At 49.4% G+C, this 13,033-nt stretch carries 11 protein-coding genes, 1 tRNA gene and 1 pseudogene; 1 reads left to right on the top strand and 12 read right to left on the bottom strand.

The window, feature by feature from the left end; genetic code table 11:
* Nucleotides 1-5 precede the first annotated feature (5 nt).
* Nucleotides 6-1,115, bottom strand: coding sequence for a tRNA preQ1(34) S-adenosylmethionine ribosyltransferase-isomerase QueA (gene queA, locus ABA45_RS07960; RefSeq protein WP_048385175.1), 1,110 nt, complete (start codon nucleotides 1,113-1,115; stop codon nucleotides 6-8).
* Between the two features lie 233 nt (nucleotides 1,116-1,348).
* Nucleotides 1,349-1,696: an IS66 family insertion sequence element accessory protein TnpA gene (gene tnpA, locus ABA45_RS19305; protein ID WP_227506167.1), complete on the bottom strand. Its 348-nt coding sequence runs from the start codon at nucleotides 1,694-1,696 to the stop codon at nucleotides 1,349-1,351.
* A 128-nt stretch (nucleotides 1,697-1,824) separates the two neighbouring features.
* Here tnpA and ABA45_RS19575 point away from each other — a divergent pair.
* Nucleotides 1,825-2,037, top strand: a pseudogene (locus ABA45_RS19575) (IS5/IS1182 family transposase); the annotation flags it as partial.
* Here the strand turns inward: ABA45_RS19575 and ABA45_RS07950 are convergent.
* The 10 genes from ABA45_RS07950 to flgK form a co-directional block, all read right to left on the bottom strand.
* Nucleotides 2,032-2,382 carry a nitrile hydratase accessory protein gene (locus tag ABA45_RS07950; protein ID WP_048385174.1) on the bottom strand — a complete coding sequence of 117 codons (351 nt, stop codon included), beginning with the start codon at nucleotides 2,380-2,382 and terminating at the stop codon, nucleotides 2,032-2,034. The pseudogene ABA45_RS19575 and the gene ABA45_RS07950 sit on opposite strands and share 6 nt — an antisense overlap.
* 105 nt (nucleotides 2,383-2,487) lie before the next feature.
* Nucleotides 2,488-3,105, bottom strand: coding sequence for a nitrile hydratase subunit alpha (nthA, locus tag ABA45_RS07945; protein WP_048385173.1), 618 nt, complete (start codon nucleotides 3,103-3,105; stop codon nucleotides 2,488-2,490).
* A 15-nt stretch (nucleotides 3,106-3,120) separates the two neighbouring features.
* Nucleotides 3,121-3,840: a nitrile hydratase subunit beta gene (gene nthB, locus ABA45_RS07940; RefSeq protein ID WP_048385172.1), complete on the bottom strand. Its 720-nt coding sequence runs from the start codon at nucleotides 3,838-3,840 to the stop codon at nucleotides 3,121-3,123.
* Between the two features lie 51 nt (nucleotides 3,841-3,891).
* Nucleotides 3,892-4,398: a DUF1097 domain-containing protein gene (locus ABA45_RS07935; RefSeq protein ID WP_048385171.1), complete on the bottom strand. Its 507-nt coding sequence runs from the start codon at nucleotides 4,396-4,398 to the stop codon at nucleotides 3,892-3,894.
* A gap of 48 nt (nucleotides 4,399-4,446) precedes the next feature.
* Nucleotides 4,447-5,448: a CobW family GTP-binding protein gene (locus ABA45_RS07930; protein ID WP_198147084.1), complete on the bottom strand. Its 1,002-nt coding sequence runs from the start codon at nucleotides 5,446-5,448 to the stop codon at nucleotides 4,447-4,449.
* 59 nt (nucleotides 5,449-5,507) lie between these two features.
* Nucleotides 5,508-6,131, bottom strand: a complete 624-nt coding sequence (locus ABA45_RS07925; protein WP_053076139.1) for a HupE/UreJ family protein — start codon at nucleotides 6,129-6,131, stop codon at nucleotides 5,508-5,510.
* 2,058 nt (nucleotides 6,132-8,189) lie between these two features.
* Nucleotides 8,190-9,419 carry a tyrosine-type recombinase/integrase gene (locus ABA45_RS07905; RefSeq protein ID WP_048385165.1) on the bottom strand — a complete coding sequence of 410 codons (1,230 nt, stop codon included), beginning with the start codon at nucleotides 9,417-9,419 and terminating at the stop codon, nucleotides 8,190-8,192.
* Nucleotides 9,420-9,582: 163 nt separating this feature from the next.
* Nucleotides 9,583-9,669 (bottom strand) — tRNA-Leu (locus ABA45_RS07900).
* A gap of 81 nt (nucleotides 9,670-9,750) precedes the next feature.
* Nucleotides 9,751-10,980 (bottom strand): flagellar hook-associated protein FlgL, encoded by a 1,230-nt coding sequence (gene flgL / locus ABA45_RS07895; RefSeq protein ID WP_048385164.1) that lies wholly within the window; start codon nucleotides 10,978-10,980, stop codon nucleotides 9,751-9,753.
* A gap of 30 nt (nucleotides 10,981-11,010) precedes the next feature.
* Complete coding sequence (gene flgK / locus ABA45_RS07890) at nucleotides 11,011-13,029, bottom strand: flagellar hook-associated protein FlgK (protein WP_048385163.1); 2,019 nt, start codon at nucleotides 13,027-13,029, stop codon at nucleotides 11,011-11,013.
* Nucleotides 13,030-13,033 lie beyond the last annotated feature (4 nt).

Below are 13,033 nucleotides of genomic sequence, written 5' to 3'. Positions count from 1 at the left end.
GTCAGTCACCGGGTTTCTCCGCGAAATTCTTGTGTTTCGGGGCCGCCCTGCGGCTCCGTTGCAGAATGCTGCAGCATGCCACGGCTGGGCACTTGCCCGGTAATAAACATGGCGTCGCCATAGCTGAAAAAGCGATAGCCTTCGCGCACGGCTTCTTTGTAAGCGCCCATCACGTGTTCGTAACCGGCAAAGGCACTGACCAGCATGATCAGCGTAGATTCGGGTAAATGGAAATTAGTAATCAGTGCGTCTACGGCTTGGAAGTTGTAACCGGGGTAAATAAATATGTCCGTGTCGCCGGTAAACGGGCGCAGGTCACCGTGACGACTGGCCGATTCCAACGAGCGCACTGAAGTGGTGCCCACGGCAATCACTCGGCCGCCACGGGCGCGGGTACGGGCCACTGCATCTACCGTGTCCTGACGCACATGCATCAGTTCATGATGCATTACGTGATCTTCCAGTTTGTCTACCCGCACCGGCTGAAAGGTTCCGGCACCAATATGAAGGGTCACAAAGGTAGAGTCTACGCCCATCGCTGCGAGCTTCTGCAGCAGCGCTTCATCAAAATGAAGGCCCGCGGTTGGCGCGGCAACCGCGCCTGCCTCACGGGCATAAACGGTTTGATAGCGCTCTCGGTCAGACGCCTCATCCGCGCGGTCAATATAAGGTGGTAGGGGCATATGGCCCAGTCGATCAAGAATATCCAGCAATGACTCGCTGCCATCGGCCTGCAATTCGAACAATGCATCGGCGCGGGCGATAACGTTCAGCGCAGTTCCGTCTTCCAACAATACCTGCTGTCCAGGCTTGGGAGATTTTGACGCGCGCACGTGCGCCAGCATCTGCTGATCGCCGGTGATGCGCTCCACCAGAATTTCTACCGCGCCGCCGCTTTGTTTTTTTCCGAACAGGCGCGCAGGAATCACCTTGGTGTTGTTGAACACCAGCAAATCACCAGGCTGCAGGAAATCGGGTAGATCTGTGAAGCGGCGATGATTTATATCGCCAGACAGACCATCAAGGCAAAATAGACGGGAAGCAGAGCGTTCACTCAACGGATAGCGGGCAATCAGCTCATCCGGTAAGTCAAAACGAAAATCTGAGACATTCATGGGAAGAACTATGCACGAAACCGCAGGGTGCGGCTTATAAGTATATGGTAGCGGCGGGCTAACCCAAACCGCGCTTGTAAAACAACAACTTACAGGTCAATAACATTTAGGTATACAGGAGGGTATACACGCTTTTCTCTCCTAAGATCCTGATATTACTGTTGGCCTGTAGAAAAAACCCCCAATGGAGGGGGCTTTCTGTTCGAGAAGACTACGTGGGCCTACTCTCCCCGTCAACTTGGCTTGGTCTTCATCCTGCTCACCACGCCTTCCAGGGCACCGCCACCAAAGTAGAACACAGCCACAAGGGCCACCGGTGTACCGAGTGTCGCATTGTTTAACTGACCTATAATTCTGGCTGCTTCACTCATCTGCCCCACCCCATGCACAGGCTCAACGAAGCTGGTGGACGCCTGCGCCTGCTTTGGACAGTCTTCAGTCTGGGTTAGCTTCTGGCGCCAATAAACAAATTGATGATAAACCAGTGACTGTTGCTTGCAGTAAGCGCTGCCGGACACGCCGGAGACTTGCCAGTCAGTGATATGCCGCTGCCAGACCTGTGCTCGTTCGGTCAGCGTCATGCTGATTCCTCATGGAATGGGTGAGGAGTTCAGTGTCAGCAATTGGCGAGCCAAGATGTAGGTGCTGATTTATTGGCACCTACCGCTAATAGCGCACAAAAATTATGTTGGCTATACAATATGTGGTGAAGGAGGAACCGCTCGGAGAGAGCGCTATTATGCTCAAAAAGATAAATTCGAGTAAGAGCAACAGGGGACTCGACTGGCCGTTGTACAAGCTCAGACATCTGGCAGAAAACGCGTTTGCCTGACTCAAGATTTATCGGGCGACCGCAGCCCGATATTACAAACTGATTCTTAATTATGAGAGTAACGCGTCCTTGGTTTGTGCATTTCTATGACTGGAGTACGCCTTGGCGAATCCCTGCCACATCATCAGCTGTCTCTAGGGAGTCAATCAACCCTGAAGATCGAACCACGCGCTCCAGAGCAAGCAACCATCTTTCGTAATAGTTCCATGATGGATCACGTAGATCATTAGCCTGCTCCCACTCTGCGATGGCCCGAATCAGTTGTTGCTGAAAAGCCTCCCATTCAAAATAGCCTGCTTTGGATAACACGAGCGCCAGTCCAAACGCGCGACTCTCCCACTCTGATTCAAATTGAAGTTTTCCGTTATATCTTGGGGGAGACTGAGTGCCTCCTAAGAGATTTGTCACAGCATAGTGTTCAAATTTTGTTTGCATAGCTGGTCAACCTACCAAGAGTAGCTGTTTTACTGAGGAGTAAATTCTCGGCCTATATTCTGGCCGAGGGACGACGCGTCTCCAAAACGAATTTTTTTCAATGCATCATGGTTTCTCAACCATAGCTACACCCATCATCGACTCCGGGGTAACCAACTTCACCAACTCTTCTTCAGTCCAATCCTCAGTACCTAGAGGCTGCTCTGGAATTACAAACCAACGAATCTGAGCACTGCTATCCCAGAGATGGACCTGGACATCAGACGGTAAGTTTACTCCGAATTCTTTTAATACTGCTCTCGGTTCACGAACTGCGCGAGATCTGAAGGACGGATCTTTATACCAGTATGGCGGAAGACCGAGAACAGGAAATGGGTAGCATGAGCACAGCGTGCAGATGATCATATTGTGGTCGCTTGGAGCATTCGCAACAGCCTTCATATGCTCCCCTTCAGCTCCAGCCATTCCGGTAGGGAAGTCCATGGATGCAATCGCACCTGGCGTGTCTTGCAACAGATACTGCTTGAAAGACTCGTCAGTCCAGGCGCGAGCCACGATTCGAGCACCATTGAACGGACCCATCTTTGTTTCAAAATATTCAAGAATAGTATCAATAGAGTCTTGTGTAATAAGCCCTTTTTTTATAAGTAAGTCCTCAAGCGCCATCGCTCGAGCGGCATTTTTTTGCTCACGATCATCTACATACTTGAATAAACTTTGCATTTCAAACCCCTTTTTTCACTCAGCGACATCGAGATAAGCTTCAAACAAATCGGCGTAAACCCGTGTATTAGGTTCGCCCAACTCACCCCACAGCTCATCTTGCTCAAACATCACGGTGTAGACAGGCATTGCGTCACCGATGCCATCCGGGCCTGTATGTTGGAAATATGAGTACGTACCATCACTTACATCTACCACAGTTCCTATCTTGTTTCGAAGATGGCCTGGGAGCTTCGTATGGTCAGTGACATGATTATCACGAATACGCACTCGATCCTTCTCGGCAAAACGAGGCGTTTTTTCCACATCACTTTTTGGGGAATCACCAAACTGCATATATTTCAATATTTGGCCATCGACCTCCGGCCCAGCTTGACCAGCCACAGCAGGTGGTCCTCCTTCTAAATATTTGCTCGCGCGATCTTCGAGCTCCTCAGCCGTAATATAACCTTCTGAAATAATGAACCCTGAAATTCCACCAAGCCACTTTTCGTAGTAGCGGTATTTGAAATACTCGAACGGATTCATCGCCTCTGCGCCCTTCCGCAGATCTGCCCAAGTCCATTCACTATCAAACTCGAGGTTATCCGGACGGTCTGGTAAATGATTACTCAATGACATCATCGCCATATGTATTCCGAAGATCCGTTTTTCCCATTCGCAGACAAATACATTACGTTCTGTACTAACGGGCCCAACATTTTCCAGGCCCCCCAAACTATGTTGTAATTTCATTGCAACCTCCACAGGGTCTTGCGGTGCGATATAAGGAACGCCTATTCAGTGCTATTCTGTTACTGAAGCAACTCTCTTTTTCATTAAAAAAGAAGACAAGCTTTCGTGCGCTATACCGAAAATTCCCCCCACCACAACTGCCGCAGCTGCTACAAATGCTGGGTTATCGATGCCAGAATGAGTTATCGGAAGTCCGAGCGCAGCAGAGGTGCCCACTAGGGAAGCAAAACCGAAGACAATACATGGTGTAAATGAGAGGATCGCAATACGACCGAATTGCACCATCGCCGCACTTCCAAGACCTACACAAATTGCGGCAGCGATAGGAGTACCTCCCAAACTGGTAGCCGCTAAGAGGCTCAGGCTTGCGATAGCAACGCCTGTCAAGTTTGACGCAATGGACTTCGTTAATCCCCCAATCCCGCCCCCAGCAGCGAAGAATGATGCCCAGGCTATAAATATTACCCACACAGGAAGTAATAGCACTGTAGCGGTGAGATATGTGGCGAGAGCGCCGAGAAGACCAATTCCTATACTCATTGCAGTTATATTTTGCATGGCTTACCTCATTATTCTGTTAGACGGCGGGACAGAGGACTTATTCCATTAAGCGGATTCAACGACTAAAGAAACCTTATCCGGCAAATCGCAGCAGGCTAGACAGCCTTTAAAGCTCCGCGAAATTTCATCCTCGTTAAGATTTCGACCTATGAAGACGATTTGGCTAATGCGATTATCTTGAGGCTGCCAAGGTAGACCAGGACGACCATCAAGAACCATGTGAACGCCTTGGAAAACAAATCGACGGGGAGAGTCGTCCATATCCAGTATGCCTTTTATTCGATACAGGTCCGGACCGTGGAGCTGCACGAACTCATTGATCCAACGATTAAATCGGTCGCTATCCAGGGTCCCTTTCAGCCGAATGCTGACTGACGAAACTGCGTTTTCGTGCTCGTGATCTGTATCCGAAAGCAACTCAGGGTCAATAACAAGGGCAGCTCGAAGGTCAAAAGCCCCAATGTCCATGATTTTCTCAAGCTGAACGTTACAATTAGAAGTTTCGTGTATGGACGCCAAGGGATTAAATCGACGTACCCGATCACGAATGTTTCGAAGGGCTTCAAGAGAACAGAGGTCTGATTTATTCAGAAGTAATACATTGGCGAACGCAATTTGCTCTTGAAGCTCATCACTATCCCAATGGCGCTCGATATTGGCCGAGTCGACTACTGTGATTACAGCGTCCAGCTGTAATGCTGACATCGAGCGCTCGTCTAAGAAGAAAGTCTGAATCACTGGTCCCGGGTCGGCCAGACCCGTTGTCTCTATTATGATCCGATCAAATGAATGGCCGTTTTCACCCAAAAGTCGTTCGAAAGTATCGATAAGATCAGAACGAACGGTGCAACAGATGCATCCATTGTTCATTTCGATAATTTCTTCGTCAGAATGAACAATCAGCTCATTGTCTATACCCACTTCGCCAAATTCATTGACGATGACGCAAATCTTTTCCCCGTGGTCCTCAGTTAAAATACGATTCAAAAGTGTCGTTTTCCCGGACCCGAGATAACCAGTAATAAGAGTTACAGGGAGTTTTTTCATACGACCTCCAGCCATGAATTGTAATCTAGATCATCGATATTTCTTCGCAAGTGCTACAATTACACGCTTAATGTCATGAATAAGACTCCTGCGATTCCTAGTGCTACACCCCCACCGGCAGTAAGAATACGCAATTGTGTGGCGCTGCGAGCCGCAATCTTCTTAGTGAGATAGTAAATAATGGAAGCCATCGCAATCTGTACAATACTTAGACCAATCAGGTAAGTAACTAACGGAGTAGGCTCGGCTCCAATAATGGCGACCCCGAACGCCTGCCCATGACAAAAAGCAGCGGCAGCAATAGCCCACGTAACAAAACCCATAATTTGAAGCTTGAAGACAACAGTTGCGGCGATCGCAATTACCGTAAGCGCAACAATAGTTTCAATAAAAGGTAGGATTATGCCGTACCAACTTAGAAGAGTGCCTACAGCAAGCGCTATTAGCATCGCTGTTGAGGAGATAATGGGGCGCGTAACGCCGAGTCCAAACACGATACCGACACCAATAACGAAGGCAAGGTGATCGGCGCCAATTATGGGGTGTGCCAATCCAGAAAGAAGTCCTTGAATATAAGAAGTTGGCATTTCACCTTGCATAGGATGGTGTGCGAATGCCGCTGTACTGACAAAAAATAGTAAAACAGAAACTGACATGGCAATTTTTTTATATCGTGGGTGCATGATTGCAGCGCTTCCATGTGATGGTATGTGCGAAATTGCAATAATTTATACAGCAAAACTTATGCCATAAATATTTTTTAATTGCATAAATCATATAACGTATTGATTGCAGGTTTTTTTTGCTGTTGTATTTTTGTTTACTCAATAATAAAAAGTCAATTACTACAACCATAAATCGCACCAACGTGGGGAACCTCGCCTTATCTTAGTGCGTACAAAGGACTGTTTTCATTTACTGTGAAAGTGTTGCTTCAAACAACGGCAGATTCCGCGCAGCATCCATGAAGGTGCATTTTCGTCGGATATATTCGTATTGTCTTCGTAAAAAATTAAAATCATCGCCAGATTGTCTCAACAGGATCGCAGTGTGGTTAACTGTTTATTAGCTGCGTCATTTTAATCTGATAGCTTTGGTCGCTTAATCTTCATTCGTTAATTCGTCGCAAGAGAGTTCTGACTCAACTATTTTTTTATTGGCTAAAATGCTTTTCTGAGAGCCATTCAAAGATTTATAGAGCGTAGCTTTCAGGCTTAAGTGCTAACTTAATCTGAATTTCATTCTAGACTTTCTCATATGTGGTCTTTCCTAGTGCGGTAATTTCTTAGCAAACTCCGCTTATCTAGTGGCTTCTTATATCGGAACCCATAAAGCCAAACACCGTACCCAGCAAGTGGATACCCACCCAAACCATTAAACAAATCATTGTCGATCGGGTTACGGCCTACATCGACCAGAAAAGGTATGTATAAATGAATAATTTGAACCAGAAAATTATTAACCCTGCATACGTGCAGATTGGCACAAAATAAGCTGCGGCTATTCTTGGTATCAGTGTTGCTGAACTGAATCGCAAACGTACTAACGATCCAGGCCGCCCAAAAGAGTTTAAAGAATGGTATGACCAGTCCTTTAAAGGATGTGGAATTTCTCGTCACACGTAAAGGCGGTCAGAGTGTCAGTGCCGAAGTGGTGCTAGGAAGTCAGGACGACCAGGTAGACATTCCTAAAGTACTAGTTAAACGTACCCCTGCTGCTGCCAAAACACCCACAGAGCCAGTGAAGGAGTCTGTACCAGAATCCAAGCCTTAAACTACTCAAGTACCTAAAGTGGTTGAAGTGGTTGAACCTGAAGAGACCCCACCGTTTGACGTAGACGAACCCGCCGAAAACGACAGCGTTGAAGACGAACCAGCAAAGAGTAAGAAGCTGTTTTGTTAATAGGCGGATGCTATGACACTTATACGAGCAATAGGTAAAGGTTTGTGCGCTGCGTTGATTACGGCCCTCGCATTTTTTGGAGGGTTCGTATTCTCTGTCATATCAGTGGCAGTCTCCGTGGCCATCTCAGTAGGCGGAATATTTTTTATCGCCTTTATTTGTGTTGCCGCAGCAAATAGCGGAGATGAAGACAAGCGTGACTGACCTGTAAAACCCTAGGGAACTCCTTGGGGTTTTTTACTTCCCCGAATAGGATCTGTATGAAATTTATCCTGACACTAACCCTTATGTCACTTTTTCTCGTGGGCTGTTCATCGGCCCCACAAATGCACAGCACAGACGAAAACCAGTACATGATCATGGATGAATCTGAATTTGGGTTTGCAGACATGGTGAACAGTATGTATGGGCAAGCAGATGTTAAGTGCTCAGAACAAGGCTTGATCACTCACATCATTAAGGGTACGAGAGGCGCTCGTAGCGTAGGTTTTGCCTCTGCGAAACGAGCATACGCACTGCATTTTTACTGTCGGTAAATAGAAAAAAGCCCCATGAATCATGAGGCTTTTTTGTGTCTACTCCTATTTTAGTTGAACGGTCCCAGAGCACCCTGCATCACAAGTGTCTCATCCAAAGCCCCTGGCAAATCCAGAGCACCTGTCTCAAACGGGTTGTTCCCTACCCGTCCGAACATACTGGAATCCTGGATCGCCGTAGAATCAGTAATGACCGCTGCCCGAATGGTTTCAAAGAACGTGATGATAAGATGGCTCCGGTGAAGTTCCGACTCTCGGGCATCTACACGTATTCCGAAGCCATCATGAACAGTGCTATTCAGACTACTCAGTTAAAAGGTGCATCGGCCTCTTACCCTTACCCTTACCCGTTTCAAGGTAATCCAGGTAGTCCGAATACCAACACATCATTTCCCTACGCTTATCCAAGTACTGGGCCTGGTTGTACACACCAGCGTCACCGCCCTCAACGTGTGCTAACTGCATCTCTACGTAGTCTTTGTCCCAACGATGTTCACGCAACAACGTACTGGCTGTGTGCCTGGCACCGTGACCTACGAGCTTGCCTTTGTACCCAACCAACCGCAGACACTTATTAATTGTGTTCTCGCTCATCGTTGGGTTCTTAGGACCAAAGCCTGGGAACACATACCTACCTACGCCTGACGTTTCGTGCATGGTTCGCAGTTCAGCCACTGTTTGAGGTGACAACGGAATAATGTGATCTCGACGCATCTTCATTTTTGCAGCGGGTATCGTCCATAAAGAGTTATCCAAATCCATATCAACCCATTCACTGAAACGTGCCATGCCTGGGCGACAAGCTGTACGCAGCACCAGGCGTGTCATGATTAAGGTGATCTGTTTACTCGTAGATTTTCTAAGGGCCATAAGGAAAGCCGGTAACTCGTCTTCTAATAGATGAGGGTGCGGCGTTTCCTGATGACCTTGCTGAGCCAGATACCGTAATTCACTTGCGGGGTTTACAGTGCAATGGCCTTGAGCCATCGCCAGTGAAAATATTTGATTGATCCAGATTCTCACTTTACCGGCAATGGCACCGGCACCACGGGCTTCCATCTTGGATTGGATCGCCGCACAGTCTAATCGTGTGACTGCATCCAACGCTTTGTGGCCAATGGCCGGATAGATGTCTTTATTCAGATACAGACCGTATTGTTTCAGGCTACCCGCTACGCGGCCTGCCTTCACCTTACGGTCATACCAGTCTTCAGCGGCTTCTTTAAAAGTCATCTTTTCTTGTACACACGAACTCATGTGTACAAGGTCTTTACCGCCTGAGGAATGATTTAATAAGTCTCTGGCCTTCTCACGTGCCAATTTACCCGACACACCTGGGTATCCGCCCAGACCTTTCCAGGCCCACGTATCGCAAGGGCGTTTGTACCGTAGCAACCAGGATTTGCTGCCATTCTTCTGTACACGGAAATACAGCCCAGCGCTGTCACGCTCCCTGTAATCCTTGGCATCTAGATCTAAGGCACTGAGAACACTGTCTGCGAGGGGTCTACGCTTAATAGCTGATCGTTTCACGGCACTATCCTTGTACACACGAACCGCCAGTGTACAAGGCTGTGTACAAGAAAATTAGTACTGGTGTGGGTAAGCACCAAGAGGCTTGGGGGCTTGATTTTGGCCTAAAAGATTGATTTATAGGGGTATTTCCGAGGTATGAGGAGGTGTAAAAATCTCCCCGTGGTAGCGGCGGGCGGACTCGAACCGCCACACTATTACTAGCAACGGATTTTGAATCCGTCGTGTCTACCAATTCCACCACGCCGCCATCGGAAGAGGGGCAAGTATACTGACGTTGAGCCTGAAATCAATGACAAAAGCAGAACAATTGCCCTGCCCCGGCAATAATTTACAAACGGTCAAACAGCGAAAGCTGAGAAACGCGTGCAAACGATTGTTGTGCCGCCTGCAATACAAAGCTCTGAAAGCTCAACGTGCTGATAGCCTCCGCGTAATCTATGTCTTGCAGCTGGGAGCGAATCTCTTTGCTGTAGAGTGCGGAATCTTCCAGAAACGCCTGGGTGGATTCCACCGAATTCATCCGCCCACCCAGTTCGGTCTGCTTTAAAATAAAACTTTCCTGAGCATTATCGATGTTTGCTAGAGAGCCGGCAATCAGATCGTTGTAGGCGTCTGACCCTGCGCTACCGCTTTTGCTCAGGTTATCCAGGCCGCTAATCAGATTTTCTATGGTTCTGAATACTGACTGTTTTTCGCCGGTTTCGATGGTAAATACATCGTTTACCACCGCATCTGTTAGGGTAAATTGCACGCCGTTCACCGTGACCGGCTCGCCAGCGACAAAAGGCACTGTTTTGTTAATCGTGCCATCTGTATTCAGCACGTCCAGCCCATCCAACTCGCCGCCCAAAATCGAAGCCGACGCTCGCACCTCGAGCGTTGAAAAACCGCCAGCCTGTAAATCCGAACGATTAATCACACTGATACTGTTAATGCGACCATCGGGAGCCGGCACAGGAAGAGGGAGGGGGCCGGTTAGCGCCCCACTCGCCGTCGCAGGAATACGGTCAAAGATGCCTTTACCATTATCGCTGATGGCGACAGTAACGCCGTCATCAATTTCCAGCATCCGTTGCCCTTCGTCGCCCTGATACGTCCATTCACCGGCTTCTTTAGCGTAAGCCGGTGAGCCGCCCTGAAAACCACTAAAAATGTACTCACCAGAGGCGTCCTGGGTATTGGCCGTTTGTGCCAACTGCTGCAGACGCTCTTTCATTTCCGAGCTGATAGACAAGCGATCGCTGGCCGACAGCGAGCCGTTACCGGCCTGCACCGTCAACTCACGCACGCGCTGCAGAATGTCCAGGGAACTGGAAATGGCGCTTTCTTCCTGACCCAGCCGGTTGTTGGCCAGTTGCGCGTTGCGCTCGTAGGTTTCGATGCGTTTCACTTCCTGATCCAGCTTCAGAATACGCGCCGCCGCGACCGGGTCGTCTGACGGTCGGTTCACGCGCTTACCGGTGGCAATCTGCTCATCGGTTTTGTTCAGCTGCGCGCTCAGATCCTGCAGCCGGTTGATACCGCCGGAAAAGATTTGTTGTGAAGATATTCTAATCATCTCGCATTACCTTTTTGAACCTTGCCCGCTTTAGCGGAAGGTTTGCAGCAATGTGTTGAACAGGTCCTGTGCAACAGTAATCACTTTGGCCGACGCGTTGTAAGCGGCCTGGTACTGAATCAATTTGCCGGCTTCCTGATCCAGATTCACCCCGGAAACAGCTTCTCGCTGATTGAACGACTGCTCCAGCAAGGTTTTTCCTGCCTGCAAATCCAGCTGACTCTGGCGGGTTTGTACACCGACATTTTCCACCAACCCGGCGTAGCCCTCGGCAAAGCTCTGGCTGCCGTTGTTCAGCGTGTTTTTTATGCCAAACGACGCCAGAGCCTCGACGTTGCGGTTGTCAGATACGCCGTTTTCGTTGGATTCAATGGTAAAGACATCACCCGCTTTGGGTTGACCTGTCACGCTGAACTGATAGCCCTGGTAGTTCGGTATGAGTGCCGGATTATCACTGAATAGCCCCTGACCCTCAGTGTATGGCGTCGCGCTAACGACGGTATTGGGAACGGTGTCACCGTCGGTAATTATATAGTTAAGCCCACCACTACCGTCGTCGACAAAACTCACTTGCAACGGCCCGTTTGCCAATCCGGTGCTAGACGTAAACCCGGGTAAGGATGTGCCGTCCGGATACGTTACCGCCTGCATAGTGCCTTGGCTAATGGCTCCAGTGCCTTTGTTACCTTGACCGCCTTCAGCTCGAATCGGGCTAGCAAACGCCAGGTCTTCTTCACGTCGAACCTGCATCGCAATATCAGCGGCGCCATTGCGCGTGGGCTGAATCTGGAAGCTGTGGCCATCCGTTAACGTACCGCCGTCATAACGGATACTGAATCCGGGCATAATGATTTCGTCGCCAACCGCGGGCAAACTGCCGCTTACTACTTCGCCAGTGCGATCATTAGTCAGCTGGTAACTGCTGGTAGCGCCAAATTGTAAACTCCAGGTGCCGGCGGCAAGCGCAGAGCTGTCGGTTATTTCGACGGCCAACTGGGCGTTACTCGCGGACTGATTATTGCCGCTCGGAATCACCCGGCTAGCCTGCAAAGCCGCGCTATTGAAGTCCTTAAAAAACAGCCCCCCCAGTTCGCCTTCTAAATCCATACCAATCTGATGCTGGCTGTTCATGGTATCGGCCAGCGCGATGGCAATACGGCCAAGCTCGTCAAACGCCGGCGCTAAGGCCTGCTGCTGAAAATGACGCAGGCCGCCTAGCTTTCCACCGTCAATCTGGCCGTCGACGTTTACAACCCGGCCACTGGTGTTCAGCGTAAACTCCAGCATTAAGGGGTCAGAGGTACTGGGCCGGGTGCCCAGCTCTGCAGCAATGTTGCCTATAACCAGGCCCTGGCCGTTGTTCAGGGTGACATTCACCTGAGCGCCTTCGGTTGGGCTGACTTTTATGCTGACCAGCTCTGACAGCTGGCGCAATTTTTCATCACGCTGGTCCAGAAGATCGTTGGGCATTCTGCCCTGGGCAAGGCCGGGGGATTGGGCTATTGCCGAGTTAAGATCGGCAATACTGGCAATCAGCGCGTTGGCGTCTTTGGCGCCCTGCTGCATCTGGGTTTTGACCGATTCGCGCTGCTGAATGAACTTTTCATTGAGCGCAGAAAAGCGTTTTACCACTTGCTCGCCTTCACTTATGACAAGCTGACGCTGGGGCAATGAGGTAGGGTCTTCAGCGGCATTCTGCAGACTGGCAAAAAAGTTATTCAAGGATGTGTTGAGGCCCGTAGACTCGCCACCCAGCAGGTTATCCAAGCGACTTAACTCGTTGTTCAGAGTTCTTTGCTCGCCCTCAAGGCTTGAGTCTTCACGGATTTGCTGCGTCAGGTATTCGTTTGCCAGGCGGTGAATGTTTTCCACATTGACGCCGGTGCCAATACTACCGGCGCCGGTGCGCTGCGGTGTCTGAGCGCCAAACTGGACCTCCTGGCGACTATAACCCGGTGTGTTGGCGTTGGTAATGTTATTAGCGGTGGTGTTCAGCGCAGCCTGGTGCCCGAGTATGCCGCTTAAACCAATGCCCAGTAATCCTGCCATTGCG

It is taken from the genome of Marinobacter psychrophilus (assembly GCF_001043175.1).
GTDB classification, from domain to species: domain Bacteria; phylum Pseudomonadota; class Gammaproteobacteria; order Pseudomonadales; family Oleiphilaceae; genus Marinobacter; species Marinobacter psychrophilus.
The sequence above is the reverse complement of the archived record's forward strand: the minus strand, read 5'-3'. Positions and strand labels throughout refer to the sequence as shown.